The organism is Ruegeria sp. AH12, from assembly GCF_056541465.1.
This window is the reverse complement of record NZ_JBQFYL010000001.1, coordinates 721612-748280: the sequence shown is the minus strand read 5'-3', so window position 1 is coordinate 748280 and position 26669 is coordinate 721612. Positions and strand designations below refer to the sequence as shown.

Sequence of the window (26669 nt, the reverse complement as noted above, 5' to 3'; positions counted from 1 at the left end):
AGGTGGCCCAGATGATCGAGATGTAATTTTCGCATAATTGGTATTATGGTAAATATTGAGGATAGCGTGACACCTGAAAACAACGACTTACCGTACCAACCTGAACTAACCTTGGAACCGTTAAATGGAACTGAATGAAAAAACAGTCGTCATCACAGGCGCTGCCGGTGGTATTGGCAAAGGTCTGGCGGAACGCTTCGCCCGCGATGGTGCCACGGTTGTCTGTTCAGATATCGACTTTGAGGCGGCGCAAGAGCTGGCCACTCACATCGGTGGTCACGCCTGTCCCTGTGATGTGTCCAGCGAAACCCAGATCAAGGCGTTGATCGACCATGTTGAAGCTGAGATCGCGCCGATCGATCTGTTTTGCGCCAACGCCGGAATACTGACGCTTGGCGGTCTGGATGTGCCAGATGAAGACTGGAACCGCATCTGGGACATTAACGTAATGTCTCATGTTTGGACCGCACGCCATCTTGTGCCCAAAATGCTTGAGCGCGGTCAGGGTTACATGCTGATCACCGCATCTGCTGCTGGTTTACTGAACCAGCCAGGAGCCGCGCCATATGGCGTCACGAAACACGCAGCTGTTGGATTTGCCGAATGGTTGTCGCTGACCTACGGCCACAAAGGCTTGCGTGTGTCTGCGGTATGTCCTCAAGCCGTTCGGTCCGAGATGACACGCGGACACGAAACATCGGTCGCTTCCATAGATGGAATGCTCGAACCCGAGGACGTTGCAGATGCGTGCGTTGAGGCCATTCGGGCCGAGCAGTTTCTTGTTCTCCCGCACCCTCAGGTGCTAGACTATATGCGACACAAAACGGCAGATTACGATCGCTGGTTGGCTGGAATGCGCAAGCTAAATCAAACCTTTGTGGAAGGTACTTAAGTCTTCGGTTTACGCATCAAACCTTCTTGAGCAACAGAAGCGACCAAAACTCCGTCCTGTGTGTAAATAGAGCCCCGGTTGAATGACCGGCCCTGCCCTGTCCACGGCGAATCCATCGCGTAAAGATGCCAATTGTCGAACTGCACTGGAGCATGGAACCATAGCGCGTGATCGAGGCTCGCGCCGTTGACCTGACCAGTAAACCAGCTGAGCCCGTGTGGACGCATACCAGAACTCAGCAAGCTCATATCCGAGGCATATGCCAGCAACAGGTGCTGAGTGCGCGTGTCCGCAGTTTCCGCAGCCCCCATCCGGAACCAGATTTGATTGCGGTCGTCAGCAGCCACGGGGTTGAACGGATCAAGGTGATCCACCTCACGCACCTCGATTGGACGTTCACGCAGCAATTCACCGCGCAGTTTCTCGGGAACGCGCTCCAAATATTGATGGCGCAAATCGGACCGCGCGGGATAGCTTTCGGGCGCATCCAGATCCGGCATCGGATGTTGGTGCGTCCAGCCTTCATCCTGAACATGGAACGAGGCGGACATGTTCAAAATCTGTTTTCCATGCTGAATTGCGACCACACGGCGGGTTGTGAAGGAACTCCCATCTCTCGCTCTATCCACCTGATATATAACGGGTATAGAAGGATCACCCGGGCGGATGAAATAGGCGTGTAGCGAATGACATAACCGATCTTCGACCGTTCTATAGGCCGCAGCCAGTGCCTGTGCGATCACTTGGCCGCCGAAGATACGTGTTGGTGTTTCGCCACCAGACCCCGTGCCCCGGAACAGATCAACTTCCAGACGTTCGACATCTAAAAGATCAAGAAGAATGCGTTCTGCTTCGGTCATATTCTGCTCTCTGAGTGTGACAGATATCCGCCTATCAGTCGCCTTCGGATCAATCAATCACCGCGCCTAGTACCAGCGCCTTTAACTCGGCGCGTGACGGATAAGAACTCGAGGGCGACAACTGAGTAAAAAAGATACCGCTCAGATCGTTTTCGCGATCAAGCCAAAAATAGGTCGAGGCCATGCCACCCCAACTGAAATCGCCAACCGAGCCGGGCACGCGCATCCTTGCAGGATTCAGAACCACGGATCCTCCGAGACCAAAGCCCATCCCCTCCATCGGTTGTTCGGCAAAACTGCGGGGACCCATTGATGCAATATCCCCGGGTAAGTGATTGCAAAGCATAAAGTCTATGGTTCTGGGGCCCAGAATTCTATGCCCGTTTGCTGACCCTCGATTGCGCAACATTCCGACGAATTTGGCATAATCATCGATGGTGCCGATCAATCCGCCACCACCCGAGAAAGTCGAGGGGTTTTCAAAGGGGGATGATCCGGCCTCATCCACCAGTCGCAGTGTTTCACCGCCCCTTTCGGCTGAGTTCAGCGCCATCGCATCACCCGACAAGGGAGAATAAAGCGACGCAAAGCGATCCCCTGCCCCTTTGGACACGGAGAAACCGGTTTCCCACATGCCCAGAGGCGCAAAGATCTGCTGGTCGAAATATTGATCCAACAGTTGGCCCGCGACAATTTCGATCACGCGACCCAGAACGTCGATGCCGACGGAATATTCCCAACGCGCACCGGGTTGAAACGCCAGCGGTAAGCGCGCCAGATCACGGACCCGATCTGCTAGAAGGCCCTGATTGGGTTTGAACAGCAAATCCTGCCGTTCCATAGCCTCAGGCAAAACGCCGGGATTGAACGGGTAGCTCAGACCGCTTGTATGCGTCAGCAGGTGATGCAGCGTCGGACTGGTTGCTGTTTCGGTTTGATCCAGACGGGTGGCGCCGGGAACAAGGGCCTGTATATCATTGAATTCAGGCATAAATTCAGACAATGGCGCATCAAGGTGGATCAAACCCTGCTCGACCAGCATCATCAACCCGACCGAGGTTATGGGCTTGGTCATCGAATAAATCCGCGCCAGAGTATCACGTTGGAATGGCAGGTTGTTTTCAACGCTACGCTGACCACAGGCATGAAAAAATACCTCGGCGCCTTTGTGATGCAGCAGAAAGGCGCTGCCAGCATATTTACGTTCGGTGACGTAACGCTCCATCCAACTGCGAATGCGGTTAAGGCGGTCTGGGTCAAAGCTGTGCACGGGGTTTGTCATGAAATCTGTTGCTTTGCTGAGTGGAACTGGTCAGTGATAAATCGAGAAAATGGCCCTTTGCTTTGCCCAGCCCATAAGCGATTGTTTCCACATAAAGACGGCCCTTGTCGCGGATTCGTTGTGTGCCTGTTCTAAAATCTGCTGACACCCCAAAATTGGAGTATCAACATGGCGCAAACTATAGATTTCGTTTACGATTTCAGCAGCCCAAACGCGTTTCTTGCATATAAGATGCTGCCGGAACTTGCCAAAAAGCACAAGGCGAAGATCAACCCGATCCCGGTGCTGTTGTCCGGTGTTTTCAAGTCGACCAACAACCAGAGCCCGTTCAAGGCGTATTCCGAAAACCGTCAGAAAACGGCCTATCTGACACATGACCTGCATCGCTTTGCCCGGCGGCGCGGCGTGAGTTTCCACATGAGCCCGCACTTCCCGATCAATAGCAAATTCGTCATGCGCGGCGCATATTATGCATCGAGTAAATCATGGGAAAACAAATATATAGATGCCGTTTTTGATGCAATCTGGGTGCATGGTCAAAAGGTAGAAGAACTGGGTGTGCTGACCGACATCCTGCGTGAGGCAGAACTGCCCGTTCGCAAAATCCGTGAGGCGATTGCCGCGCCTCAAACTAAGCAGATGTTGAAAGAGCAAACCAAGGCTATGGTCAGGCGCGGCGTCTTTGGCGTGCCCAGCATGTTTGCAGGGTCTGAGATGTTCTTTGGAAAGAACAGTCTGGGCAATCTGGATCTGGAACTCGCGCTACATAAGTGATCCAAAACAAAGCTCTATCGCGATATATTAATCTTGCTTAAGTGCAGCCAAGCCATGCTGTGCAAAAACGGGAACGTAGGCCCCGAATGCTTGGGCGCGTTTCGGATCTGAGGCGTTTCCGTCCAGCGCACGTTTATAGACACCCTGTAGGATTCCGGCCATTCGGAAGAAGTTGAACGCCAGGTAGAAGCCGAAGTTATTAATCCCCGGCAACCCCCGCCGTGCACAATACTGCGCGACAAAGGCCGCGTCGCTGGGCAAGCCGAGCTGATCCCGATTAATACCTGCCAAGCCGCGCCCTTCTTTGCCCGGTGGCATCTGCCATTGCATGATCACTGCGGCCAGATCGGCGTAGGGGTGGCCGATTGTGGACAATTCCCAATCCAGAACGCCAATACAGTCCGTCCCATCTGTAGCAAACATCAGGTTGTCGATGCGGTAATCTCCATGCACCAGCGTGCGTTGCCCGTCATCGTCTGGGATCGCAGAGGTGAGTGCATCGATAAGCGCGTTCATATCGGCGATATCAGATGTTTCCGAAGCACGATATTGCTTGGTCCAGCGCGAGATCTGGCGTTCGAAATAGTTACCTGTAGGCCCATAATCAGACAGGCCGACTGCGTCGATATCCACCATATGAAGCTCGGCCAGAACGCGGTTCATTTCATCCAGAATGGCACTGCGAACTTCGTTGCTTTCCCCCTCCAGCGTGGGTTGCAGGAAGACCCGACCTTTAAGATGCTCCATGACATAAAAGGCTGAACCTATGACGGTTTCGTCCTCGCACAGCGCCAGCATCTTGGGCACCGGAACCGGGCTGTCGGCCAAGGCGCTTTGCACGCGAAATTCGCGATCTACCGCATGGGCTGATTTCAGAAGCACCCCGGGGGGTTTGCGACGTAGTACATAGGATCGATCGGGTGTGAGCAGTTCATAGGTCGGGTTAGATTGCCCGATCGCAAATTTTCGGGCTTCGAGTGGGCCGCTATATCCCGTCAGATGCGCTGACAGATAGGCGTCGATAGCAGCCAGGTCCAAATCGGTGTTGGTTGTCATGTCCGATCCTCACCTAAAGGGCTTCGGCAAAGATATTCGGAGCGGTTACGACGTTAATACCGCCCGACACCGGAATGACTGCACCTGTTACGTATCCTCCGCCGCGACCGCAGAGGAACAGCATACAGCCTGCAATGTCCTCATCCCGCCCAACGCGCCCTAAAGGCACCGATTTTCCGACCTTTTCGCGCGTGCCCTCATCCGCGGTGGCAAAAGCTGTCATCTTAGACACAAAGGGCCCCGGGGCTAGGGCGTTTACGGTGACATGATAGGGCGACAGCTCTTTGGCCAGGATTTTGGTCAGATGTAAAACAGCCGCTTTCGAGGCAGAATAGCTATAGGCGCCATCGCCCATTGGAACCTCACCCATCACCGAGCCGACATTGATGACCCGCGCCGGGTCCTCGGCTGTTCCGGATTTCATCAGCAACGGCAGCAGTCTTTGCGTCAGTTCGAAAATGCCCGTCACGTTGACAGACATCACCTTGTCCCAGGCTTCATAAGGAAACTGACCCATCGGCGCACCCCAGCTGACACCAGAATTATTCATAAGGATATCAAGCGCCTCGGTCCGCGCGTTGATGTCAGAAACAAGCGCCTCGATCCCTTCTTTGCTGCCCAGGTCGCCCGCAAACCCTACCGCACTGCCCGGCGCCTCCAGCGCGTTGAGTTCTTCAGCGACCGCAGCGCACGCCTCACCCTTGCGTGAGGCGATCATCACATGGGCCCCGGCCCGCACCAGCGCCTCGGCAGCCATACGGCCTATACCGGTGGCCCCGCCTGTGACCAGCGCGGTTTTACCCTGAAGCGAAAAAAGGGTTTCGGGGGTCATGCGTGTCTCCTCACTTACACGTGGTGGCGGTTGCCGTGACGGGAACCAGAGGTGGCCGTTGACAATACATAACCCAGCCTCAAGAGTTTCCGATACCGGAATAACAGGGACAACAGGGTCAACATGCAAGCATTACTCAGCGTCGCCCCCGGCGGGCCAGAGACTTTGGAACTGACCACCCTGCCCGATCCATCGCCTGGCAAGGGCAAGTTGTTGATCGCCGTGAAAGCAGCCGGGGTGAATTTCCCGGATACGCTGATCATTCGCGATCTCTATCAGATGAAACCGCCGCGCCCCTTCGCCCCCGGCGGCGAAATCGCCGGAGAGGTTCTGGCTATCGGCGAGGGCGTAACAGATTTTGAACCGGGTGATAGGGTTCTCGCACTGACGGGTTATGGCGGGTTTGCGACCCATCTGACGATCAAGGCCGCAACTGCCATCAAGTTCCCGGATGACATGCCCTATAAGGACGCGGCCTGTTTCATTTTCACTTATGGCACCTCATACCACGCGCTCAAGGACCGGGCATCCCTTCAAGCCGGTGAAACCATGCTGATCTTGGGGGCCGCGGGTGGTGTCGGCTCTGCCGCGATTGAGCTGGGCAAAGCTATGGGTGCGCGGGTGATCGCCGCCGTGTCATCCGAGGACAAGGCCGCATTTTGCAAACAGATCGGTGCGGATGAGACAATCGTTTATCCGCGCGAGATGGATAGAGACGCCCAGAAAGCGTTCTCGGGCCAGATCAAAGCGCTGGCAGGTCCCAATGGCGTGGATGTTGTCTATGATGCCGTCGGCGGGCCGTTTTCTGAGCCCGCATTGCGCAGTATGGCGTGGAACGGGCGTTTTCTGGTGGTGGGTTTCCCTGCCGGCATCCCCAACCTTCCGCTGAACCTACCTCTGCTCAAAGGGTGCCAGATCGTTGGCGTCTTTTGGGGCGCGTCGGTGTTTCGAGATCCCCAGGGTCATGCACAGAATGTGGCAGAGCTATTTACGCTCTACGCAAAGGGTCAAATCAAACCCCGTATTAGCGCACAGTTCCCCCTGAATCAGGCTGCCGATGCGTTGAAGCTACTGGCGGATCGTTCTGTGTTGGGCAAACTGGTCATCACACCGGGCGCGACCTGAGGGTCACAGAACGGCGTGAAAGACGGTTCTGCAGCCAGCAGGGATTGTGTCACTGCGCAACAAAGCGCAGTAGACAACTCAGGCTAATCGTGGCTATGAACCAGTGATGGGGAATAAAAAGACATGACGAACATTCTGGTTTTGAATGGTCCGAACCTGAACCTGCTTGGCACCCGCCAGCCAGAGGTTTATGGCAGCACCACATTGCAGATGGTCGAGGATCTGTGCGTTGACCATGGCGCTAAGCTTGGTCTGACCGTAACCCATTTCCAGTCGAACCACGAAGGTGCCTTGATTGATGCCATTCACGCCGCGCGCGAGACACAGCATGGGCTGATCCTGAATGCGGGCGGCTATACGCATACATCCGTGGCGCTGATGGATGCGATCTCGTCCGTCGGGTTACCGCTGGTCGAAGTGCATCTGTCGAATATTCACGCCCGTGAAGCGTTTCGTCATAAGTCCTTTATCGCGCCAGTCGCACTGGGGCAAATCTGCGGATTTGGTGCGCAAAGCTACGTTCTGGCGCTAGACGCCATTGCGGCCCATCTTGGGTCAACGGGTGGCAGATGAAGCTAAACGAGTATCTGCACTTTGTGAGCTATGCCAAAACGCTGGAAGAGCTGTGGGACGCCCATTGCCGCCAAATGGCGCTGTTCGGCTTTGACCGGCTGATCTATGGTTATACGCAGTACCGGACCGAAACCTCGTTGGGCGATCCCGAAGACTTTGTGATCCTGTCCAACCATGATCCGGCCTACACGGATGGGTTCCTGCAACATGGGATGTATTTTCACGCCCCGATGCTCAAATGGGCGCTGGACAATGAAGGCGCGGCCAGTTGGCAAATGATCCAACAGATGATGTCTACAGGCCAGATGAGTGCTGAAGAGCAGAGAGTGATCGATTTCAATCGATCAATGGGCGTCGTGAACGGCTATACGGTCAGCTTCAACTCGGTCTCGATGCGCTCAAAAGGCGCCATTTCGCTGTCAGCGCAGGATGGGCTTAGTCAGGATGAGGTTGACGCGATCTGGGCTGAGCACGGCGATGACATATTGCTCATGAACAATATGGCGCATCTGAAAATCCTGACCCTGCCCTACAACCCGCCCAACCGCGCGCTGACAAAGCGGCAGCGGGAAGCGTTGGAATGGGTCGGCGATGGCAAGACAACACAGGATATCGCGCTGTTGATGGGGCTGACCTCGGCAACCGTAGAAAAGCACCTGAGGCTGGCGCGTGAATCCCTGTCGGTTGAGACCACAGCACAGGCCGTACTAAAGGCATCTCTGCACAATCAGATGTTCCTTATGGAAGCCTGAGCACCTGGGGCATTCATGACAGCTTACCTTAGGTAAGGAAAACATGACTTCCGAATTGGTACGTAAAATTGCAAATTGGTCTTGTTCCGTGAGTGGTGGCTTTAGCCAGGGAACACTTCGATCAGATCTTTGCAATATCAAAGCTCTCTGATCACTCTGACACAGGGGCGCCTATTTGTCCGCGTCGCTAGGTCGGAAATTTGGGGGGCCTCGACCATCCCCATCATGCGGGGCCCTCCAATCTATTCTCAGTTTGACGAAAACAAAAAAACGGGCTGCGACCGCGCAACCCGTTTCGATGCTTTGAAAAGGCCCCAGACCGGGGCCTTTGAAAGGCCTTAGCCCTGAGCCGCCTTGGCGACTTCGGCTGCGAAGTCTTCTTTTTCGACCACAATACCCTCGCCGACTTCCAGACGAATGAAGCCGGTGATGGTTGCACCTGCCTCTTTGGCCGCCGCTTCGACGGTCAGGTCAGGGTTCACAACGAACTGCTGGTTCAGCAGAGTCGATTCGGCGACGAATTTCTTCATACGGCCGATGATCATCTTTTCGATCACCTGCTCCGGCTTGCCGGATTCACGGGCGATGTCCATCTGAACCTGCTTTTCCTTCTCGACGATAGCCGCATCCATATCCGCCTCGGACAGGGCCGCCGGGTTCACAGCCGCGATGTGCATCGCAACCTGTTTGCCGATCGCCTCGTCACCACCGGTCAGAGCAACCAGAACGCCGATTTTACCCATGCCATTGGTGGCCGCGTTGTGGACGTAGGACACAACCGTGTCGCCCGACAGTTTGGCCATACGGCGAACCGACATGTTTTCGCCAATGGTGGCGATCTTGTCAGTCAGGGTGTCGGCAACGTTTTTGCCGCCCAGGTCAGCCGCCAGCAGCGCGTCAACATCGTCAACACCTTCTGCAGCAAATGCGATCTTGCCGACCATTTCCTGGAATTCAGCGTTTTTCGCAACGAAGTCGGTTTCCGAGTTCACTTCGACCGCAACGCCGGTGCCGCCGTTGACGTGAACAGCGACCAGACCTTCGGCTGCTGTACGGCCCGATTTCTTGGCCGCTTTGGCGAGACCTTTGGTGCGCAGCCAGTCAACGGCCTCGTCCATGTTGCCGCCGGTTTCGGTCAGCGCTTTTTTTGCGTCCATCATGCCTGCGCCGGTCGAGTCGCGCAGTTCTTTAACCATTGCTGCTGTGATTGCCATCTTTAGGCTCTCCTCAATTCAAACGGATTTGGGGCAGGTCTACCCTGCCCCATATGTCAGTAACGTGACGGGCAGCTTACGCTTCGGCTTTGGCTTCCGGCGCGGCTTCTTCCGCAGGCGCTTCTTCGGCAACGGCTTCTTCAACCGGTGCTTCTTCGAATGCACCCAGGTCAACGCCTGCTGCACCCATCTGAGCGGTCATACCGTCCAGAGCGGCACGTGCGGCCAGATCGCAGTACAGAGCGATGGCGCGCGCTGCATCGTCGTTGCCAGGGATGATGTAATCCACACCATCGGGCGAGCAGTTGGTATCGACAACAGCCACAACTGGAATACCCAGCTTGTTGGCTTCAGCGATGGCCAGTGCTTCTTTCTTGACGTCGATGACAAACAGCAGGTCAGGAACGCCGCCCATTTCGCGGATACCGCCCAGCGAAGCTTGCAGCTTGGCCTGGTCACGTTCCATGCCCAGACGCTCTTTCTTGGTCAGGCCTTCGGCGCCCGATTCCATCGCTTCGTCAATCTGGTTCAGACGGTTGATCGACTGGGAAACGGTTTTCCAGTTGGTCAGCGTGCCGCCCAGCCAGCGGTGGTTCATGAAATACTGAGCCGACTTTTCGGCTGCTTCAGCGATCGGTTGAGCCGCCTGGCGCTTGGTGCCAACGAACAGGACACGGCCGCCTTTTGCAACGGTGTCACGAACAGCCTGCAGCGCCTGATCCAGCATCGGAACCGTCTGGGTCAGGTCCATGATGTGGATGCCATTGCGCGAGCCGTAGATGAACGGGCCCATGCGGGGATTCCAACGCTGTGTCTGGTGACCAAAGTGAACGCCAGCTTCCAGCAGCTGACGCATGGTGAACTCGGGAAGAGCCATGCTATTTTCCTTTTCCGGTTTACGCCTGGGCGGGGGTGAAAGAAGCGGATGCTCCAACCGGCGGGCCAGATAAGGATGTCTCCCTCAAAAAGCCCAAACCCCGCCTGCGGGTTTGAATGGCGCGCGTATACGGCAGGTTTTGGGGTAGTGCAAGGGTCAAATGCCCCTATTTTTCAAGCCGCGCCAAGCTGTGTGCGTGACGAACGGCTTGCTCACACCAAGCCGCCAGTGCTTTGCGGTTTTCAAAGTCGCTGACCTTGGCTGGTGCGTGGTAAATCAACTCGACCGCTCCCTGTCGCCGCGCAGCTAATGTCTTGAGCAGATGCGGACCGAACTCCATATCTCCCCACCAGCCATAAAAGCGGGCTGGCTGTCCATCTGGCGCGTGGAACACCGCTGTAACGGGCTGTACATACATGAAATCGCGCAACTCTTCTGTAAAGAACGCGGCGAAAAGCGTTGTTTTAAATGGCAAAACCCGCAACCCGTCGGTCGAGGTGCCTTCTGGAAAAAACAACAACTTGTGTCCGGCTTTCAGCCGATCTTCGAATATCTTGGTTTGTTCCTTTGCTTTTTTGGGGTTCCGATCAATAAAGACGGTGCCCGTCGCGCGTGCCAGCCAGCCAATGCCGGGCCAGCGCGCCACTTCAGCTTTTGAGACAAAATAAATCCGCTTACGTGCATTGAGGGCAAAAATATCCAGCCACGAAGTATGGTTGGCCACAACAGCCCCGCAATGCTGCATTAACTCACCCGATGTCCTGAACGTAATTCCAAGAATGCGAAAGGCGTTGCGGCAGACGAATTGGGTGATGAATGGCGTGACCGGGCGGTGCAGACCATAGAGGGGCCGTTCAACAAGGCGCACCAGCAGCAAGATGATCAGCCCGCCAAAGACCAGAATGGCCAAGGGCAAACCGCGCAGCAGAACCAGAACCCAGCCAACCGGCCCCAACTCAATCGGGTCCGGGGCGTCTTCGCTGTTCCAAAGGGGGTCGCTCACCGCGTTACGCTCCACCATAGATGCGCCTTTGGCGTTCATTCATGCGCGCGGTGTCGAGGATCAGGCAAACATCCGTCGTGTTAAAGTTGTGGTCGATAAATGCCCCCTCGCCCACAAAACCACCCAACCGCAGATAGGCTTTGATCAGCGCGGGCACCTGAACCATTGCGGCGCGGCGATCCAAATCCTGAGGCGCGACAAGATTCATGGATTGGAACACATCCGACTGCGCCCGCACCCGCAGATCAGGCGGCGCAAGGTGGTTGTGATGCAGCATCGCCAAGGGCTGGGCCAAGGTGGCCACATCCGTGCCGTGAAAGCTGGCCACACCAAACAGAACCTCAATCTGTCGCTCGGCCACATAGCCGGCCAGCCCGTTCCAAAGATGATACATCGCCGAGCCGCCTCGATAGTCCTTGTGCAAGCAGGACCGACCCAGCTCCAACAGCCGACGTCCGCTGTTTTTCAGCACGCTCAGATCATATTCATCCTCGGAATAAAACTGCCCGATATCTGCTGCACGTTCCCCAGGCAACATCCTGTAAACGCCGATGATTTCCCCGGTGCCGTCGTCATAAGCCAGCATATGATCGAAATACGGATCGAACCTGTCTTTCTCGAGCCCTGCTTCGTGATCCACCAGGTCACCACCACCGCCCAGTTCACTCACAAAGACGTCATAGCGCAGCCGTTGTGCGGCGCGTAGCTCTGCCTCGGTCTCGGCGAGCTTTACGGTGAAGGTGGGGCCAGTATCCGGCATAAGGTGATCCGTTCTTGTTTAGGGGCTGATACCGCAGTCTTTCGACCAGGCGCAACTGTTGCTCCCTTGGTCAGGGTTGTTAACCTTTCCTAAACCAGTTTCACGGATCAAAGACGGGCATCAGGGCGATGCGCGTTCCGTCGATTACCACTTTCCCCTGCTCGCGGAAGTTTACGGTGATCTTGCCTGCGATGTTGGACTGTACCTGTCCGACACCCCATTCGGGGAAATCCGGGTGGCGAACAAACATGCCCGGTGCAAGAATAGCATTCATGTCTGTCATGCGGGTCCCTTGTATCCTGCGGCAGATACAGCAGGAGGTACGCATGGGCGCATCAGACGTCAACCTGGCCGAACTGATCGGATCGCGGATCTGTCACGATCTGATCAGCCCGATCGGGGCAATCACCAACGGGTTGGAACTGCTCGAGATGGTGGGCGCCGTGCAAGGTCCCGAGATGGAGTTGATCTCGGGCAGCGTCGGCAGCGCTGGTGCGCGCATTCGGTTCTTTCGCGTAGCCTTTGGTGCGGCCAGCGATCAGCCCTTGGGAAAAACCGAAATAGTAGAGCTGCTGAACGATATAGAACGTGCCGGGCGCGTTCGGGTCAGGTGGAACCTGACCGAGCCCGTACCGCGCAATCAGGTCAAGCTGGCCTTTTTGGCCCTGATGTGTTGCGAAAGTGCGATGCCCTTGGGGGGTGAAGTTGAAATCTCGACCAACGGCTCGGGCTGTCAGGTCGTCGGAACTGCTGATAAACTGAATATTGACAGCGACTTATGGAAAAGCGTGTCCACAGGACGCACCTCCGGCAAGATCACGCCTGCACAGGTGCAATTTGCACTTTTGCCAGAATCCGCAGCAACGATAGGACGGCGGGTCGCGGTCGAAACCAGCTCGACCCGCGTGGCGCTGAGGTTTTAGCTCCGGATCGTGCCGTTGCCGCGCACCAGATACTGAAAACTGGTCAACTGCGCCGCACCTACCGGGCCACGCGCATGCATCTTGCCGGTTGCGATCCCAATCTCTGCGCCCATCCCAAATTCGCCGCCATCGGCAAACTGGGTCGAGGCGTTGTGCATCAAGATCGCGCTGTCGAGCCGCTCAAAGAAACGCGATGCCGCCTGATCATCCTCGGTCATGATGCAGTCAGTATGGTTCGAGCCATATTGCTGGATATGCGCGATGGCGGCATCAATATCGGCCACCGGTTTGGCCGCAATGATGCTGTCCAGAAACTCTTTGCCCCAATCATCAGCTGTTGCTTGCACCGTTCCATCAACGGCCAGGGCGCCCTCGGCATGGACTTCGACGCCTGCGGCGATCAGAGCAGCAACCAGGTCACGCCCCAGAGTTTCGGCAATATCCTGATGGATTAGTAGGCATTCCGCTGCGCCGCAGATACCTGTGCGTCGGGTTTTCGCGTTCAGCACCACCTCAAGCGTCTTCTGCGGATCAGCGGCTTTGTCGACATAGATGTGAACAATACCTTCCAGATGCGCAAAGACGGGCACGCGCGCCTCTCGCTGCACTAACCCGACCAGCCCTTTGCCACCGCGCGGCACGATAACGTCGACATAGTCGGTCATGGTCAGCAATTCCTGAACCGCGGCGCGATCACGGGTCGGCACGAGTTGAATAGAATCTTCGGGCAGATTTGCCGCTTTCAGACCTTCGATCAGACAGGCATGGATTGCAGTGGACGAATGGAACCCTTCGGATCCGCCCCGCAAAATCACCGCATTGCCGGATTTCAGGCTAAGCGCGCCCGCATCGGCGGTTACATTAGGGCGGCTTTCATAGATCACCCCGATCACGCCCAGGGGCGTCCGAACCCGCTGAATATGCAGGCCCGAGGGCATATCCCATTCGGTAATCACCTCACCCACAGGGTCCGTCTGTTCCGCAACGGTGCGCAGCCCATCGACCATACCCTGAATGCGGGCTTCGTCCAGCATCAGGCGGTCCATCATAGCGGGGCTGAGGCCTTTGTTGCGACCGAATTCCAGGTCTTTTTTGTTGGCTTCGATGATCTCGGCACGATTCTTCCAAACCGCATCGGCGGCGGCGATCATGGCTGCATGTTTGCGTTCAGCACTGGCAAAGGCAAGTTCGCGCGCGGCGACTTTGGCGCGTTTGCCGAGATCGGCCATCAGGGCGGGAATATTGTCGAGGTCTTTCATCTTGTGCACCTTTCTGCGCCGCTAAATCGCCAAATCGTCCCTGTGGATTAGCGCCGCGCGACCGGGATAGCCCAGCGTCGCCTCTATCTCCGAGGATTTGCGCCCTTTGATCGCGTCGGCCTCTTGCGCCGTGTAGCGGCTGATCCCTTGAGCCAACCGTCGCGCCTGAGGGTCCAGGACCGCGACCGGATCGCCGCGCCCGAAATCGCCGGTGACTTCGGTAATTCCAGCAGGCAGCAAGCTATTGCCATTTGCGAGCGCTTTGGCTGCACCCTCATCCACGGTGATCTCACCCCTTGGTTTCATTGCTGAAATCCAACGCTTACGCGCCGCATGCGGATCCAGCTTGGCCGTGAACCACGTGCAGTTGGCACCATTTTCAAGTGATTGCAGAGGGTTAAGTGTCGAACCTTCGGTAATCGCCATGTCGCACCCAGCCGCCGTTGCCATCTTGGCCGCCAGCAATTTGGTCTTCATCCCACCTTTGGACAGGCCAGACCCGGCATCACCTGCCATCGCCTCGATCTCGGGTGTAATAAGTTCGATTGTCTCATATCGCTTGGCCGAGGCATCTTTGTTCGGATTGCCCGAATAGAACCCATCCACGTCGGACAAAAGGATCAACTGATCCGCGCCAACCGTCACCGCGATCTGGGCCGCCAGACGGTCATTGTCGCCATAGCGGATTTCATCCGTGGCGACGGTGTCGTTTTCGTTGACAATGGGTACGACGCCGAGACCCAGCAAGGTTTCCAAAGTCGCACGCGAGTTCAAATAGCGCCGCCGATCTTCGCTGTCTTCCAGCGTGACCAGAACCTGCGCCGTAGTGATCTCATGCGGGGTCAGCGCTTCTTCATAAGCGCGGGCCAGCCGGATTTGACCCACCGCTGCGGCGGCCTGAGATTGCTCCAACGGCAGCGTCGCGGCGGGCAGGCCCAAAACGCCACGGCCCAAGGCGATTGAGCCCGAGGATACCAGAATGACATCAGCCCCCTGCCCCTTGAGCCAGGCCACATCCTGTGCCAGCGATTTCAACCAATCCGAACGCAACACGCCGGACTGCCGGTCCACCAACAAGGCCGACCCGATCTTGACCACCAAACGACGCGCTGCGGTCAGGGTTGCCACGATTGGGCCTCCTCCGTGGGTTTCTGGCGGAGGCGATTTTCATCGATCTCGGCCCGCAGCGCTCGCAACACCTCGGTCACGCCCAGATGGGCAACGCCGGACATGGTCATGACAGGGCCGCCAACGGCCTCTTCCAGTTCAGACTTGGCGAGGTCGCGTTCTTCTTCATCCAGCGCATCAACTTTGTTCAACACAGTGATCCGGGGCTTGTCGGCCAATTCACCGCCATAGGCTTCCAGCTCATGAATGATGGTGCGATAGTCTTCGGCCACGGTTTCCGAGGTGCCATCAACCAGATGCAGCAGCACAGCGCAGCGTTCCACATGGCCCAGAAACCGGTCTCCGATCCCGCGCCCTTCATGCGCGCCTTCGATCAGGCCGGGGATATCGGCCACGACGAATTCGACATTGTCGACGCCGACAACACCCAGATTGGGGTGCAAAGTCGTGAACGGATAGTCGGCGATCTTGGGGCGTGCATTCGATGTGGCCGCCAGAAAGGTAGATTTGCCCGCGTTGGGCATGCCCAGCAGTCCCACATCCGCGATGAGCTTCAATCGCAGCCATATCGTACGATCAATTCCCGCCTGCCCCGGATTGGCACGGCGCGGGGCCTGATTGGTGGCGGATTTGAAATGCAGATTGCCGAACCCGCCATTGCCGCCCTTGGCCAGCAGGAAACGCTGTCCAACTTCGGTCAGGTCACAGATTACGGTTTCTTCGTCCTCATCAAGGATCTCGGTCCCGACAGGCACGCGCAGGATGATGTCGTCGCCATCCTTACCCGTACGCTGCTGACCGCGACCGGGCTGGCCGTTTTTGGCAAAGAAATGCTGCTGATAGCGGAAATCGATCAGGGTGTTCAGCCCATCCACGACCTCGGCCCAGACAGTCCCGCCTTTGCCGCCGTCCCCGCCATCAGGACCGCCATATTCGATGTATTTTTCGCGTCGAAAGCTGACGCAGCCGCTACCGCCGGCTCCGGACCGGATGTAGACCTTTGCAAGATCGAGAAATTTCATAACTGTCCCCTACTGCAAAGGCCCCATTGGCCACAAGTCAGAGTTTTTTGCTATATGTCCAGGTGGGCACATTTGCGTCGCGTGCCACCGAATAGGTCTCGGCATCGCCAAGATACTCGAACCCGCAATGAGTCAGCACCCGCGCCGAGGCTGGATTGTCCTGAAACACACTGGCGAACATGCTGGAATGCTGCAGGGGGTTGGCCAGAACCAAAGCCTCAACCGCCAATGAGGCGATGCCGGAGTTCCAATAGACCGGCGCGACCCAATAGCCGACCTCGGCCTGATTGCGATCCAGCCTTTGTAGCGAGATCAGGCCGATCAGTTCGGGACCACCATCCTTGGTGGCATCCAATGCCCAAACGTCTTCTTCCCGCTCATCCACCATGGCACGAGTTACAAAAGCCTCGGTCGAGCCGGGTGGCAGAGGATGTGGAATTGTCGTGGTCATGCGCGCCACGCGCTCATCGCCTGCATAATGTTCAATGAGACCCATATCCGACCGGCGCAGTGGGCGCAGGTCGAACCGCTCGGTTTCGATGACCGGCTGGTTGATTATCGTCTCAAGTTTCATGTCTGTGCTCCTCCTCCGAACAACACGAAAAGTACGGACGCAACTGTGACACTCGCTAACGTCCACATCAGATATTTTTCCATAGGCCTTCCTTCAACCGCATGGGCGATTCTATCGCCTGCAAAAGTCCAAATCGGGTGAAGAATTACCTGACAAACCAACAAACAAAGCGCGATTGTTAAAGTCGCCTGAAAGGTCGATGTTCCAGCCGCGACAAAGCCGGTAAAGCCTGCGATGATCATCGCCCAGGCTTTGGGGTTCAGCGGGTGCACGATCAGCCCCGACCAGAAACCGGGCACAGCAACATCGCCTTGCCCTCGCGATAAGCGCAGGTTCGCGATTTTCCAGGCCAACCAGATGATATAGGCCGCCGAGGCGTATTTGAGCACCTCAAAGACAAAAGGCACCCGATCGGCCAATTGCATCAGGCCAAAGCCAACGGGCCAGATGATCAACTGCTTGCCCAGGATGACCCCTGCAACAAACGGCAAGGCCGCCCGAAAGCCATAGCGCGCACCTGTCCCCAGCAGGACCATATTGGCTGGTCCCGGGGTGCCGACCTGGCTGGCGGCAAACAGAAGGAAACTGGTGGTTGCGACTGTCATTTCGCAGCCTCCCAGTTTCTTTCGCTAAGCTCCATCCATTGAAGCGTTACGGTTTCCTTCGTTGACCGGGCAACGGCTTCGGACTGCGAGGTCGCAATAAAACCCAACTTGGACAGTACGGAGCGAGAGCGTTCGTTCCCAAGATGGTAAGACGCTTTCAGCTTTTCACTGCGGTTTGCGAAATGGCGATGCACAACCGCACGAGCACTTTCGGTCGCAATGCCTTGGCCCCAATAGGGTTGACCCAACCAGTACCCAAGCTCTTCGCCCGCAGAAACAGTGCCGATCAGTTGGTTTTCTTTTTCAATCGCAAACGCATCATAGACCTGTGTGGCAAGGTTGGTGACAAAGTTCTCTGCGTCTTCAATAGAAAAAGGAAAGGGTATGCTGTTTACCCAGCGAACCACATCCAAATCGTTCAAGAGTACAACAAGGCGCGACGCATCCTCGCCCCGGAACCGGCGCAGGATCAGACGCTCTGTTTTGATCACCTCGGTCATACAACCACTCCTGAAAACGAGAAAGGGGACCGGCACTTTCTGCCGGTCCCCCATGAATTTTTCTTAAACCTTCTGGGTCTCGGCTTACTCTGCGGCCTCCGCCACTGGCAGGACCGAAATAAAGGTGCGGTTTTTAAGTCCCTTGTGGAACTTCACGGCGCCATCGGTGGTTGCAAAGATGGTGTGATCTTTGCCCATGCCTACGCCTTCGCCCGGCCAGAATTTGGTGCCACGCTGACGTACGATGATGTTGCCTGCGATGGCGGCCTGGCCACCATAGAGTTTCACGCCAAGGCGACGACCCGCTGAGTCGCGACCGTTACGGGAGGAACCGCCAGCTTTTTTATGTGCCATTCTCTCTCTCCTTAGCCTTTAGCCAGTTCTTTGGCCTGTTCGATCCAGCCTTCACGCTCGATCCGACCTTTGAACGACAGTTTCTCGTCCATAGCAGCAACGTCTTCTTCCGTCCATGCCGCAATCTGGGCAAAGGTGGTGATGCCAGCTGCAAGAAGCTTCTTCTCGAGCGCGGGGCCAACACCGGACAGTTTCTTCAGATCGTCTGCACCAGCGTCAGCAGCCGGTGCTTCAGCCTTGGGTGCCGCGTCTTTTTTCGCAGCAGATTTCTTGGCCGGTGCTTTCTTCGGCGCAGCTGCTTCGACAGCCGCCGCAGAAACCGAACCGGTCGCCGCTTTGATGCCCGACTTGTCCGCACCAGACGACAGGATGTCGGTGATTTTGACCAGTGTCAGCTTCTGACGGTGGCCAACGGTACGCTTCGAGCTGTGCTTACGACGACGTTTGACGAACTTGATGACCTTGTCACCTTTGATCTGGTCGATCACTTCGGCCTGTACGCCTGCGCCTTCAACGAAAGGTGAGCCAACAACCGGAGCGTCGCCGCCCAGCATCAGAACATCGTTGAATTGAACTTTTTCACCTGCATCGGCAGCCAGTTTTTCAACGCGGAGCACATCGCCCGCCTGAACCTTGTACTGCTTGCCGCCAGTCTTGAGGACCGCAAACATGCGACTTTCCTTTTCCAAACCGCGTTCTGTGGTCCCCGCATGGGTGTTGCCGGCTTTCGCCACCTCGAACAGCGCGCCCTTTTCGGGCTGTGATGAATGACCTTTGAAGCAAGTCCAAGGGTCAAATAATAACGATACCCGGCGCGGTATTCCGGCCGGGATGCGCGCTTATCCATGGATTAGGGGGCAAAGTCAACACCAAAGCGTGTCAAAGATCGGACCCGTTCAAGACTTGTGCCACAGCCTCGCCCAACTGGAACGAGATCGTATTAAACATCTGGTCAAACCCGTCAAACAAGGCGGTATTCAGCGCCTGCCCGGTCTTGGTTCTGGAAAAGGCGATGTATTCGCGCATTTCAGCCTCATCCAGCGGTGCATAGGCCATTAGCAGAAAGGAATAGAGCCATTCGGTCGTGTCCTCTGTTTTGGCGTCCTGTTCCGCCAAAAGCTGCGCCAACAACTCGGCGTCGTCGCCGGGCTGACCTAGTGTCATCCCTTTGAAGAAGTTGTATTGGGCGCTCAGCGTACCCTGCACATTCTGCTCGACCAAATCATTGACCCCAATGAACTCTGTCACGAGTTCGAACAACATCGAGTCAGCTAATGCGTCCTTGTATGTGGCGCGCGCCATCTCCTCGATTTCGGGGGTCAGAAAGGCGCGACGGGCCGAGTTTTCAAGCGAAACGACCGTCTGACCCAGGTCACTTTCATAAAAGACGATGGCCTGATCCATCTGTCCGTCTGACATTTGGGCGGCAAACGCGTCACGCATCTGGTTGCGCATCCAGGTCGGATCATAAATGTCCTGCACCTGGGCCTGAAAGAAATCTCCACCCGCATTATCCAGCAGCGTTTCATCCACTTCGCGCCGATATATGTCACCCTCTTCCGCAAGAATTTGTGCCACTTGGTCAAGCCGCATAGCCTCGGCCAGTTGTTCGGCTTTCTCATTGGCGAACGCAGGCCACGCCCCGACAAGCAGCACTGAGAACAGGCACAGAAGGCGCATCAGATATCCTGAGCGGGGTGCAGTTCAGCCATGCGGGCGGCCAGCACTTCGAAACGCATGGCCATGATTTCATACTGAATGGCATTCAGCAGCTCATAGACTTCTTGCATAAGCGGATGTTCCAAAGCGTCCACATAATCGTCAACTTCGGTATCCGAGAACGCCTGATAGGTATAGGCCGCCCCCGCCAAACCAGAAAGCTGCAAGGATTGTCGCATCCCAGCTTCGTTGCTTTTCAACATCTGCCTTAGCTCTTCAGCGCTCAACTGCAATTCGATCACGCCGGATGCGCTTGCAGCCAGCAAAAACCGCACCTGAATTTCTTGCAACGCTCGTAAGGAAGTGCCCGAGGAATCGATCGCCGCATTCATGCGTTTGTAGCTTTCGACCCGCGGCGATCCAGCCTGAACCAGCGCGGCAAAAATCTCCTGACCTTGCTGTTGTTTAACGTCGTCATCCTCTTCCATGTGCGAGGCGTTTTCAGCCTCGACCAGACGCTGACCCAAGTCTGATGCGTAGAAATTGACTGCGTGGTTCAGGGCATCGTCGCTTAGCGTCTCCTCCAGGATCGAAACGGCAGTTTCATGCATGCCTTCGGTGTCGAACACCTCTTCTGTCAGGCGCGTCCAATCAGACCCGAACCCTTCTGGATCAATCCCCAGCATTTGCGGTGCTGAACCGGATGCCAAAGCGATGCTTTCTAATGCAACATCAAATCCGGTTGTGGTCAGAAACGCCTCAATCCGATCCCGATTGGCGGCTATAACAAGCGATGGCAATAGGATCAGCGCGACAAGCGGGGCGAAAAAGGCGATGGCGAAGCGGCGTGGTTGATGTGTCATATGGATGAGCCTAGGTGTTTTACCCCTATAGGCAATGGAAAAACGCGGCTTTGGCGAATTCCGGAATTTTCTGCTTGCACCCCTGCCCGTTCCTAACTAAATCCCCCCCTCACAGACCCCCGCGGAGAGGTGCCGGAGTGGTCGAACGGGGCGGTCTCGAAAACCGTTGTGGGTGCAAGCCCACCCAGGGTTCGAATCCCTGTCTCTCCGCCAGCTAGTTTTGCCCAGCAAAATCGATCGTTCTTCTCAATACAAAACCATGGTTAAACCCATTCCCATCTCGCATTGGGCGTGTTCTTGCCACGCGGGTGGCGCGGGATCAGCGTAGCTTGGCCCATATCTCGCAGTTGCAGAAAAACACAAAGAATTCCCCTTTGAGAACAGATAGTTTTGCCCCATCTCGGCGACACATATTTCAAAGGAGAGACACATGTCGCGTACACTTATTCTGGCCATTGTCATCGCTGCAATCGGCGCTGGCGGCTATTTCTATTTTAACCAGGCAGAGCAAACTCCAGGTGAGCAATTGCAGGACGCGGCGCAAAATACTGCCGATGCTGTGGATGATGCCGCTGATGCTGTTGGGGAAGCTGCGAATGACGCGGTCACAGACGCGCAGGAGGCTGTAAATGACGCTGTAGACACCGCTCAGGATACCGCCTCGGACGCGTTGGACGCGGCTACAGATCAGGCCAACGAAGCCGCTTCATCGGTTTCGGATGCCGCGGATCAGGCCGGCGAGCAAGTGGCCGCCTTGGCCAATCAGGGGCAGGAGTTGTTCAATTCCTGGCTACAGGACGGGCTGCTGACCGCCGGAGAGTTCGACTATGACGCGATGGTCGCGTCTGTTCAGGACAGCGACCTGACGCAAGATCTGAAAACGCAGGCGATCCAGATCTTCGACGAAATCAAAGCGTCGCCAGAAACCCTGCTGCAGAAGATCCAGGACCTGCGCAACCTACTGACTGAACAATAAAAGATATTGGGTCAGCCCTTAGGGCTGGCCCTGTTTCTATGTAAGAAGTTGCCAATTCCGCTACGTCAGCGCGACACGCGATTGACGCCGCACCGCCCATTTGTTTGGCTTGTCTTCAAACCAACCGCGTTGCTTTCCCTCGTCGTCATTTGATTTCGGAACTCACTGGAAAGCGCGCTGAACTGAGGGCGCATCTGTGACTGAAATTCCCAAAACGATGTTCGCAACTATTCTCAAACATGATGGGTATTCCGGCACCATGACCGGACCGGTGATCGAGAATGCTGGGGACTGGCTTGCCGAAGCGGAACTGCCTGTTCCCCAACCCGGTCCCGGCCAGGTTCTGATCCGCTTGCGCACCGCATCGGTAAACCCGTCTGATCTGCATTTCATCAAGGGTGAGTATGGACAGCCTCGGGTCAAAGGCGCTGCAGCCGGGTTTGAAGGCTGTGGGGACGTCGTGGTCACCGGCAAAGGGGCCGAGGCCCTGCAAGGGCAGCGCGTGGCGTTTGTTGCGGCAGGTTCTGGTGCTTGGGCCGAACATGTCGTGACCCAAATGCAGATGTGCATCCCGCTGCGCCCCGATATCTCGGACGATGACGGCGCGGCGCAAATCGTCAATCCGCTGACCGCGATGGCAATGGTCGACATGGCGAAAGAGGCTGGAGACGCCTTTGTCCTTTCGGCCGCGACCAGCCAGCTGGGCAAACTGATGTGCAGCTTGGGGCGCGATCTGGGTCTGAAGCCCATTGCTCTGGTCCGACGGGCCGAGGCAGTTGATATGCTCAAAGGCCTTGGCGCGGCTGAGGTGTTGGTTACCACCGATACAGATGTTGCGCAGAAATTCTCCGAACTGAGCGCCAAACTCAAACCCCGCATGTTCCTGGATGCGGTGATGGATCAACTCTCGGAACAGATCTTTTGCGCGATGCCAAACCGGGCGCGCTGGGTCTGTTATGGCAAGCTGGGCAGCGAAGCCCCTACCCTGACACAAACCGGCCAGTTGATCTTTATGGGCAAGCAGATCGAAGGGTTCTGGTTGACTCAATGGATGATGTCCACGCCACCCGCTGATCAAATGCGCGTTGTGGCTGAAGTGCAAGCGCGCTTTGCCGACGGGCGGTGGAAAACCGATGTTTCGGAACGGCTTACACTCCGAAATCTGATCCCAATTCTGGCCGATGCGCTGAAAAAGAGTGACGGGAAGGTGATTATCACGCCATAGTAGAACAAACGCCGCGCGTTCGCTGTGCGGATCAGACATGAACCGGATCACCGGCATGGGGAGGAAAGCTTGGATAACGCGCAGCTGCTGATCAGCGGGCTGGCGAACGGGTGTGTGTATGGCCTGATCGCGCTTGGCTTTGTTCTGATCTACAAAGCGACCGAAGCTGTGAATTTCGCTCAGGGCGACTTCATGATGCTGGGGGCCTTTGTCACCATTGGCCTGACGAATACCGAATATATGGGATTACCCTTCTGGATGGCGCTGCCGATCTCACTCGGGATCATGGGTACGCTGGGGTATCTGCTGGATCGGCTGATCATCCGCCGCATGTTTGGGGAAAGCCAGACCGCCGTTGTGATCCTGACCATCGCTTTGGGTTTTGTGATCCGCTTTGTCGCTGGTCTGATCTGGGGGCACGAACCTCATACCTTGCAAAACCCGCTGGCTGGGAAAGAGGTCCGCTTTGGCGGGCTTGTACTGGGGATGGAGGATGTGGCCGTCATCGTCGTGACCGTCCTGCTGACCTGGGGTCTTTACGTGTTTTTCAGCAAAACCAAGCTGGGGCTGGCAATGCAGGGTGCCTCGCAGAACCAGTTGGCGGCCTACTATATGGGCATTCCGGTCAAGCGCGTGCAGGGTTTCATCTGGGCGCTTGCCGGGGTTGTCGCAGGGATTGCAGGCATTCTCTTTGCGGCCAAAGGGTCGGTGGACCCAACCACCGGCCTGCTGGGGATCAAAGCCTTCGCCGCTGCCGTGATCGGCGGTTTTGGCAGCCTGCCCGGCGCACTTGCGGGCGGGTTGATCGTGGGCGTGATAGAGCCCTTTGCCAGCCGCTATATCGCCGCCGGCTACAGCCAGATCGCCCCGTATGCGCTGTTGCTGGCCGTGCTGATCTTTCGCCCCAACGGGCTGTTCAGTCAGGTTCGGGTCAAGAAGGTCTGAGCGATGCGTATCGTTTTCAAAACCGACTACATGCAGGATATCCGCCCTTGGAAAGACGGATATCAGCTCAGCCTGTATTTGATCTTGCTTGTTGTCATCGCAACGGCCCCGTGGTGGCTGGACGACTTCTATCTTGGTGAGTTGACCAATGTTCTGATCTGGGCCATCGCTGGTTTGGGCCTGATGATCCTGACCGGGCATACCGGGCAAGTCAGCCTGGGCCACGCCGCATTTCTGGCCTTTGGTTGCTATGCCAATGTGATCCTGATCGAAGCCGGGGTACCCTTTCTGATCGCCTTCCCGCTGGCGGGCATATTGACCGGAATAGCCGGAGTCACCGTCGCCATCCCTGCCCTGCGCCTGCATGGCATTTATTTGGCCATCTTCACCATGGCGCTGTCGATCCTGATGGATGACGTGATTGTTCTAAGCGAGCCCCTTACCGGCGGCGTGGCAGGCAAGTTCATCGGCGGTGTCGATATCTTCGGGCTGAGCGTGGATCGTTGGGGCACCCCTGCCCCGTTCTTCTGGCTGGTGCTAAGCGTCGCTGTGCTGGTCACGCTGGGCTACATCAATCTGCTGCGCGCGCCTTTGGGGCGCAGCTTCATCGCAGTGCGGGATTCCGAAGTTTCCGCGCAAGCCATGGGCGTTGATATCGCGCGCACTAAGATGATCTCTTTTGCGCTATCTTGCGCGGTGACCGGCTGGGCGGGTGCGCTGATGGGCATGTTCTCCGGGGCGTTCAACAACGAAACCTTCAGCGTTCTGATCTCGATCCAGTTGCTGATGATGATCGTGATCGGCGGGCTGGGCTCGATCCATGGCGCGTTTCTGGGGGCCATCATTATTGGCTTCCTTCCACAATTCCTGTCGATCTCGAAGGAATATGTCGGAGCATTGTTCGGTGGCAACACAGTCGCCATTCCGGGCCTAGAGTTCGGCATCTTCGGCATGATTCTGATCGCCTTCATCCTGTTCGAACCCCTGGGCATGTACGGCCGCTGGCTGAAAATCCGCACATGGTTCGAGCTGTTCCCGTTCTACCGCAAAGACATGTTCAAACGGCAGAAATCCTACCTCAAGACGGAGCGTCTGAGATGAGCCTGCTGGAGTTTGAAAACGTCACCCTGAAATTCGGCGGTGTCACCGCGGTTGATAATTTGTCCTTCGAGGTTGAGGAAGGCGAGGTTTTTGCCATCGTCGGTCCCAACGGCGCGGGCAAGTCGACGGTATTTAATCTGATTTCGCGCTTCTACGACCCGGTTGCTGGCTCGATCCGGTTTGACGGTCATGATCTGTTGCGGGTGAAACCCTCAGGCGTTGCTGCATTCGGGGTGGCGCGAACCTTTCAGAATATCGAACTGTTCGAACATGCCACGGTACTTCAGAACCTGCTGGTCGGTCGACACCGCCACCGCAGAACCAACCTTTTGTCCGAGGTTCTGTTCTTACCCTCCGCCCGCCGACAAGAGCTGAAAAACCGCGAGAAGGTCGAAGAGATCATCGACTTCCTCGATCTGCAGGCTTACCGCGACAAGATGATCTCGGGCCTGCCTTATGGGGTTCGCAAAGTGGTTGAGGTCGCGCGTGCGCTGGCCACCGATCCCAAGCTGCTGCTGCTGGACGAACCAGCCTCGGGGCTGTCGGTCGAGGAAACCACCGACATGCGCTGGTGGATCGATGATATTCGGCGTCAGATGGGGATCACCGTTCTGATGGTTGAACATGATATGGGGCTGGTTTCGGGCGTGTCCGACCGGGTTCTGGCAATGGCGGACGGCGCCAAACTGGCGCTCGGAACGCCAACCGAGGTGCAATCCCACCCCGCCGTGGTTGAGGCCTATCTGGGTAAAGCCTCATGAGCGATCCGATCCTGAAGATACGCAATATCGAAAGTTTCTATGGCCCGATCATGGCCATTCGCGGTGTCTCGCTGGACGTGCATCCGGGTCAGATCGTCTCGATCCTTGGGGCCAATGGCGCGGGTAAGACCACGCTGATGAAAACAGTGTCCGGCGTCATGGACCCGGAAAAGGGCAAGATCACCTTCGACGGGCAGGATATTCAGGGATCTGAGCCGCATAAGGTCGTGCAACAGGGTATCGTGCATGTCCCCGAAGGACGCGAAGTGTTTCCCCTGCTGACCGTCAATGAAAACCTCAGCCTCGGGGCCTATACGGCCAAAGACAAATCCCAGATCGAACAAGACCGAGAGATGGTGTTCAGCTACTTTCCGGTTCTGAAAGACCGTCGCGGACAAGAGGCCGGGACGCTGTCAGGTGGGCAGCAGCAAATGCTGGCGATCGGCCGGGGGCTGATGGCCAGCCCCAAGATTATGCTGCTGGACGAACCTTCCCTCGGCTTGTCGCCGCTGTTGGTTCAGGAAATCTTTGGCATTCTGAAACGTCTGAACGAAGAACAAAACATGACAATGATGCTGGTCGAACAGAACGCCCACGCCGCGTTGGAACTGGCCCACCATGGTTATGTGATGGAGGTTGGGCGGATCGTGATGGACGGTGCAGCCAACAAGCTTTTGCAATCCGAGGACATCCAGAACTTTTATCTGGGCGTTCAGGAAGAAGGCGCGCGTGAAAACCGCCGCTGGAAACGCAAAAAGACGTGGAGGTGACGCG

At 56.5% G+C, this 26669-nt stretch carries 31 protein-coding genes and 1 tRNA gene; 13 read left to right on the top strand and 19 right to left on the bottom strand.

What is annotated here, in order from left to right:
• Positions 1–124 precede the first annotated feature (124 nt).
• Positions 125–892, top strand: coding sequence for an SDR family oxidoreductase (locus ACR0EL_RS03805; RefSeq protein ID WP_480498316.1), 768 nt, complete (start codon positions 125–127; stop codon positions 890–892).
• On the opposite strand, the gene ACR0EL_RS03800 is transcribed toward ACR0EL_RS03805, so the two are convergent.
• Together ACR0EL_RS03800 and ACR0EL_RS03795 are read right to left on the bottom strand one after the other, a co-directional pair.
• Positions 889–1752 carry an acyl-CoA thioesterase gene (locus ACR0EL_RS03800; protein WP_353007610.1) on the bottom strand — a complete coding sequence of 288 codons (864 nt, stop codon included), beginning with the start codon at positions 1750–1752 and terminating at the stop codon, positions 889–891. The two genes, ACR0EL_RS03805 and ACR0EL_RS03800, sit on opposite strands and share 4 nt — an antisense overlap.
• A 49-nt stretch (positions 1753–1801) precedes the next feature.
• Entirely contained in the window at positions 1802–3034 is a 1233-nt protein-coding gene (locus ACR0EL_RS03795) for a serine hydrolase domain-containing protein (RefSeq protein ID WP_480498314.1), read from the bottom strand.
• 168 nt (positions 3035–3202) lie between these two features.
• Here ACR0EL_RS03795 and ACR0EL_RS03790 point away from each other — a divergent pair, with 168 nt between their 5' ends.
• A complete protein-coding gene (locus tag ACR0EL_RS03790; RefSeq protein ID WP_480498311.1) occupies positions 3203–3808 on the top strand; it encodes a DsbA family protein in 606 nt (201 codons plus the stop codon).
• Between the two features lie 27 nt (positions 3809–3835).
• Here ACR0EL_RS03790 and ACR0EL_RS03785 read toward each other — a convergent pair whose 3' ends face one another.
• On the bottom strand, positions 3836–4864 hold the full coding sequence (locus ACR0EL_RS03785) for a phosphotransferase family protein (RefSeq protein WP_480498309.1): 1029 nt from the start codon (positions 4862–4864) through the stop codon (positions 3836–3838).
• Between the two features lie 13 nt (positions 4865–4877).
• Complete coding sequence (locus tag ACR0EL_RS03780) at positions 4878–5696, bottom strand: SDR family NAD(P)-dependent oxidoreductase (RefSeq protein ID WP_480498307.1); 819 nt, start codon at positions 5694–5696, stop codon at positions 4878–4880.
• Positions 5697–5819: 123 nt separating this feature from the next.
• Here ACR0EL_RS03780 and ACR0EL_RS03775 point away from each other — a divergent pair, with 123 nt between their 5' ends.
• The 3 genes from ACR0EL_RS03775 (at position 5820) to ACR0EL_RS03765 (ending at position 8146) form a co-directional block, all read left to right on the top strand.
• The gene (locus ACR0EL_RS03775) at positions 5820–6821 is read left to right on the top strand and encodes an NADPH:quinone oxidoreductase family protein (protein WP_480498305.1); all 1002 of its coding nucleotides are present in this window, start codon (positions 5820–5822) and stop codon (positions 6819–6821) included.
• Positions 6822–6944: 123 nt separating this feature from the next.
• A complete protein-coding gene (gene aroQ / locus ACR0EL_RS03770; RefSeq protein ID WP_353007596.1) occupies positions 6945–7394 on the top strand; it encodes a type II 3-dehydroquinate dehydratase in 450 nt (149 codons plus the stop codon).
• Positions 7391–8146: a LuxR family transcriptional regulator gene (locus ACR0EL_RS03765; RefSeq protein ID WP_480498303.1), complete on the top strand. Its 756-nt coding sequence runs from the start codon at positions 7391–7393 to the stop codon at positions 8144–8146. The genes aroQ and ACR0EL_RS03765 overlap by 4 nt, the downstream gene beginning before the upstream one ends.
• A gap of 338 nt (positions 8147–8484) precedes the next feature.
• On the opposite strand, the gene tsf is transcribed toward ACR0EL_RS03765, so the two are convergent.
• The 5 genes from tsf to ACR0EL_RS03740 form a co-directional block, all read right to left on the bottom strand.
• The gene (gene tsf / locus ACR0EL_RS03760) at positions 8485–9360 is read right to left on the bottom strand and encodes a translation elongation factor Ts (RefSeq protein ID WP_480498301.1); all 876 of its coding nucleotides are present in this window, start codon (positions 9358–9360) and stop codon (positions 8485–8487) included.
• Between the two features lie 76 nt (positions 9361–9436).
• The gene (gene rpsB / locus ACR0EL_RS03755; RefSeq protein ID WP_480498298.1) at positions 9437–10237 is read right to left on the bottom strand and encodes a 30S ribosomal protein S2; all 801 of its coding nucleotides are present in this window, start codon (positions 10235–10237) and stop codon (positions 9437–9439) included.
• A gap of 166 nt (positions 10238–10403) precedes the next feature.
• Entirely contained in the window at positions 10404–11258 is an 855-nt protein-coding gene (gene olsA / locus ACR0EL_RS03750) for a lyso-ornithine lipid O-acyltransferase (protein WP_480498296.1), read from the bottom strand.
• On the bottom strand, positions 11245–12000 hold the full coding sequence (gene olsB / locus ACR0EL_RS03745) for an L-ornithine N(alpha)-acyltransferase (RefSeq protein ID WP_480498294.1): 756 nt from the start codon (positions 11998–12000) through the stop codon (positions 11245–11247). Before olsB ends, olsA begins: the two co-directional genes overlap by 14 nt.
• A 100-nt stretch (positions 12001–12100) precedes the next feature.
• A complete protein-coding gene (locus ACR0EL_RS03740) occupies positions 12101–12283 on the bottom strand; it encodes a DUF3553 domain-containing protein (protein WP_050602459.1) in 183 nt (60 codons plus the stop codon).
• 43 nt (positions 12284–12326) lie between these two features.
• Here ACR0EL_RS03740 and ACR0EL_RS03735 point away from each other — a divergent pair, with 43 nt between their 5' ends.
• Positions 12327–12923: a histidine phosphotransferase family protein gene (locus tag ACR0EL_RS03735; protein ID WP_480498292.1), complete on the top strand. Its 597-nt coding sequence runs from the start codon at positions 12327–12329 to the stop codon at positions 12921–12923.
• On the opposite strand, the gene ACR0EL_RS03730 is transcribed toward ACR0EL_RS03735, so the two are convergent.
• From ACR0EL_RS03730 to ACR0EL_RS03685, 10 genes are all read right to left on the bottom strand, one after another.
• A complete protein-coding gene (locus ACR0EL_RS03730) occupies positions 12920–14182 on the bottom strand; it encodes a glutamate-5-semialdehyde dehydrogenase (protein ID WP_480498290.1) in 1263 nt (420 codons plus the stop codon). The two genes, ACR0EL_RS03735 and ACR0EL_RS03730, sit on opposite strands and share 4 nt — an antisense overlap.
• A 21-nt stretch (positions 14183–14203) precedes the next feature.
• Positions 14204–15310, bottom strand: coding sequence for a glutamate 5-kinase (gene proB, locus ACR0EL_RS03725; RefSeq protein ID WP_480498288.1), 1107 nt, complete (start codon positions 15308–15310; stop codon positions 14204–14206).
• Complete coding sequence (gene obgE / locus ACR0EL_RS03720; protein WP_480498287.1) at positions 15298–16332, bottom strand: GTPase ObgE; 1035 nt, start codon at positions 16330–16332, stop codon at positions 15298–15300. Before obgE ends, proB begins: the two co-directional genes overlap by 13 nt.
• 37 nt (positions 16333–16369) lie before the next feature.
• Positions 16370–16906: a GNAT family N-acetyltransferase gene (locus ACR0EL_RS03715; protein ID WP_480498285.1), complete on the bottom strand. Its 537-nt coding sequence runs from the start codon at positions 16904–16906 to the stop codon at positions 16370–16372.
• Positions 16903–17511: a LysE family translocator gene (locus ACR0EL_RS03710; protein WP_480498283.1), complete on the bottom strand. Its 609-nt coding sequence runs from the start codon at positions 17509–17511 to the stop codon at positions 16903–16905. Before ACR0EL_RS03710 ends, ACR0EL_RS03715 begins: the two co-directional genes overlap by 4 nt.
• On the bottom strand, positions 17508–18011 hold the full coding sequence (locus ACR0EL_RS03705; protein WP_480498281.1) for a GNAT family N-acetyltransferase: 504 nt from the start codon (positions 18009–18011) through the stop codon (positions 17508–17510). Before ACR0EL_RS03705 ends, ACR0EL_RS03710 begins: the two co-directional genes overlap by 4 nt.
• 84 nt (positions 18012–18095) lie before the next feature.
• Positions 18096–18365: a 50S ribosomal protein L27 gene (rpmA, locus tag ACR0EL_RS03700; protein WP_039535512.1), complete on the bottom strand. Its 270-nt coding sequence runs from the start codon at positions 18363–18365 to the stop codon at positions 18096–18098.
• A gap of 11 nt (positions 18366–18376) precedes the next feature.
• Positions 18377–19036, bottom strand: a complete 660-nt coding sequence (locus tag ACR0EL_RS03695; protein WP_480498279.1) for a 50S ribosomal protein L21 — start codon at positions 19034–19036, stop codon at positions 18377–18379.
• A gap of 208 nt (positions 19037–19244) precedes the next feature.
• Positions 19245–20045: a DUF2059 domain-containing protein gene (locus ACR0EL_RS03690; RefSeq protein WP_480498277.1), complete on the bottom strand. Its 801-nt coding sequence runs from the start codon at positions 20043–20045 to the stop codon at positions 19245–19247.
• Positions 20045–20887, bottom strand: coding sequence for a DUF2059 domain-containing protein (locus tag ACR0EL_RS03685; RefSeq protein ID WP_480498275.1), 843 nt, complete (start codon positions 20885–20887; stop codon positions 20045–20047). Before ACR0EL_RS03685 ends, ACR0EL_RS03690 begins: the two co-directional genes overlap by 1 nt.
• 123 nt (positions 20888–21010) lie before the next feature.
• Here ACR0EL_RS03685 and ACR0EL_RS03680 point away from each other — a divergent pair.
• The 7 genes from ACR0EL_RS03680 to ACR0EL_RS03650 all read left to right on the top strand — a co-directional run bounded on the left by ACR0EL_RS03680 (position 21011) and on the right by ACR0EL_RS03650 (position 26665).
• Positions 21011–21100, top strand: a tRNA-Ser gene (locus tag ACR0EL_RS03680).
• A gap of 217 nt (positions 21101–21317) precedes the next feature.
• On the top strand, positions 21318–21863 hold the full coding sequence (locus tag ACR0EL_RS03675) for a hypothetical protein (protein WP_480498273.1): 546 nt from the start codon (positions 21318–21320) through the stop codon (positions 21861–21863).
• Positions 21864–22059: 196 nt separating this feature from the next.
• Positions 22060–23088: an alcohol dehydrogenase catalytic domain-containing protein gene (locus ACR0EL_RS03670; RefSeq protein ID WP_480498271.1), complete on the top strand. Its 1029-nt coding sequence runs from the start codon at positions 22060–22062 to the stop codon at positions 23086–23088.
• 69 nt (positions 23089–23157) lie between these two features.
• Positions 23158–24033, top strand: a complete 876-nt coding sequence (locus ACR0EL_RS03665) for a branched-chain amino acid ABC transporter permease (RefSeq protein ID WP_480498269.1) — start codon at positions 23158–23160, stop codon at positions 24031–24033.
• 3 nt (positions 24034–24036) lie between these two features.
• Entirely contained in the window at positions 24037–25134 is a 1098-nt protein-coding gene (locus ACR0EL_RS03660) for a branched-chain amino acid ABC transporter permease (RefSeq protein WP_480498267.1), read from the top strand.
• A complete protein-coding gene (locus ACR0EL_RS03655) occupies positions 25131–25895 on the top strand; it encodes an ABC transporter ATP-binding protein (protein ID WP_480498265.1) in 765 nt (254 codons plus the stop codon). The genes ACR0EL_RS03660 and ACR0EL_RS03655 overlap by 4 nt, the downstream gene beginning before the upstream one ends.
• On the top strand, positions 25892–26665 hold the full coding sequence (locus ACR0EL_RS03650) for an ABC transporter ATP-binding protein (RefSeq protein WP_480498263.1): 774 nt from the start codon (positions 25892–25894) through the stop codon (positions 26663–26665). The genes ACR0EL_RS03655 and ACR0EL_RS03650 overlap by 4 nt, the downstream gene beginning before the upstream one ends.
• Positions 26666–26669 lie beyond the last annotated feature (4 nt).

Excerpts from the sequence above, each read along its gene's own strand:
- ACR0EL_RS03805 (WP_480498316.1), top strand. The coding sequence starts at position 125 with ATGGAACTGAATGAAAAAACAGTCGTCATCACAGGCGCTGCCGGTGGT.
- ACR0EL_RS03800 (WP_353007610.1), bottom strand. The coding sequence starts at position 1,752 with ATGACCGAAGCAGAACGCATTCTTCTTGATCTTTTAGATGTCGAACGT.
- ACR0EL_RS03795 (WP_480498314.1), bottom strand. The coding sequence starts at position 3,034 with ATGACAAACCCCGTGCACAGCTTTGACCCAGACCGCCTTAACCGCATT.
- ACR0EL_RS03790 (WP_480498311.1), top strand. The coding sequence starts at position 3,203 with ATGGCGCAAACTATAGATTTCGTTTACGATTTCAGCAGCCCAAACGCG.
- ACR0EL_RS03785 (WP_480498309.1), bottom strand. The coding sequence starts at position 4,864 with ATGACAACCAACACCGATTTGGACCTGGCTGCTATCGACGCCTATCTG.
- ACR0EL_RS03780 (WP_480498307.1), bottom strand. The coding sequence starts at position 5,696 with ATGACCCCCGAAACCCTTTTTTCGCTTCAGGGTAAAACCGCGCTGGTC.
- ACR0EL_RS03775 (WP_480498305.1), top strand. The coding sequence starts at position 5,820 with ATGCAAGCATTACTCAGCGTCGCCCCCGGCGGGCCAGAGACTTTGGAA.
- aroQ (WP_353007596.1), top strand. The coding sequence starts at position 6,945 with ATGACGAACATTCTGGTTTTGAATGGTCCGAACCTGAACCTGCTTGGC.
- ACR0EL_RS03765 (WP_480498303.1), top strand. The coding sequence starts at position 7,391 with ATGAAGCTAAACGAGTATCTGCACTTTGTGAGCTATGCCAAAACGCTG.
- tsf (WP_480498301.1), bottom strand. The coding sequence starts at position 9,360 with ATGGCAATCACAGCAGCAATGGTTAAAGAACTGCGCGACTCGACCGGC.
- rpsB (WP_480498298.1), bottom strand. The coding sequence starts at position 10,237 with ATGGCTCTTCCCGAGTTCACCATGCGTCAGCTGCTGGAAGCTGGCGTT.
- olsA (WP_480498296.1), bottom strand. The coding sequence starts at position 11,258 with ATGGTGGAGCGTAACGCGGTGAGCGACCCCCTTTGGAACAGCGAAGAC.
- olsB (WP_480498294.1), bottom strand. The coding sequence starts at position 12,000 with ATGCCGGATACTGGCCCCACCTTCACCGTAAAGCTCGCCGAGACCGAG.
- ACR0EL_RS03740 (WP_050602459.1), bottom strand. The coding sequence starts at position 12,283 with ATGACAGACATGAATGCTATTCTTGCACCGGGCATGTTTGTTCGCCAC.
- ACR0EL_RS03735 (WP_480498292.1), top strand. The coding sequence starts at position 12,327 with ATGGGCGCATCAGACGTCAACCTGGCCGAACTGATCGGATCGCGGATC.
- ACR0EL_RS03730 (WP_480498290.1), bottom strand. The coding sequence starts at position 14,182 with ATGAAAGACCTCGACAATATTCCCGCCCTGATGGCCGATCTCGGCAAA.
- obgE (WP_480498287.1), bottom strand. The coding sequence starts at position 16,332 with ATGAAATTTCTCGATCTTGCAAAGGTCTACATCCGGTCCGGAGCCGGC.
- ACR0EL_RS03715 (WP_480498285.1), bottom strand. The coding sequence starts at position 16,906 with ATGAAACTTGAGACGATAATCAACCAGCCGGTCATCGAAACCGAGCGG.
- ACR0EL_RS03710 (WP_480498283.1), bottom strand. The coding sequence starts at position 17,511 with ATGACAGTCGCAACCACCAGTTTCCTTCTGTTTGCCGCCAGCCAGGTC.
- ACR0EL_RS03705 (WP_480498281.1), bottom strand. The coding sequence starts at position 18,011 with ATGACCGAGGTGATCAAAACAGAGCGTCTGATCCTGCGCCGGTTCCGG.
- rpmA (WP_039535512.1), bottom strand. The coding sequence starts at position 18,365 with ATGGCACATAAAAAAGCTGGCGGTTCCTCCCGTAACGGTCGCGACTCA.
- ACR0EL_RS03695 (WP_480498279.1), bottom strand. The coding sequence starts at position 19,036 with ATGTTTGCGGTCCTCAAGACTGGCGGCAAGCAGTACAAGGTTCAGGCG.
- ACR0EL_RS03690 (WP_480498277.1), bottom strand. The coding sequence starts at position 20,045 with ATGCGCCTTCTGTGCCTGTTCTCAGTGCTGCTTGTCGGGGCGTGGCCT.
- ACR0EL_RS03685 (WP_480498275.1), bottom strand. The coding sequence starts at position 20,887 with ATGACACATCAACCACGCCGCTTCGCCATCGCCTTTTTCGCCCCGCTT.
- ACR0EL_RS03675 (WP_480498273.1), top strand. The coding sequence starts at position 21,318 with ATGTCGCGTACACTTATTCTGGCCATTGTCATCGCTGCAATCGGCGCT.
- ACR0EL_RS03660 (WP_480498267.1), top strand. The coding sequence starts at position 24,037 with ATGCGTATCGTTTTCAAAACCGACTACATGCAGGATATCCGCCCTTGG.
- ACR0EL_RS03655 (WP_480498265.1), top strand. The coding sequence starts at position 25,131 with ATGAGCCTGCTGGAGTTTGAAAACGTCACCCTGAAATTCGGCGGTGTC.
- ACR0EL_RS03650 (WP_480498263.1), top strand. The coding sequence starts at position 25,892 with ATGAGCGATCCGATCCTGAAGATACGCAATATCGAAAGTTTCTATGGC.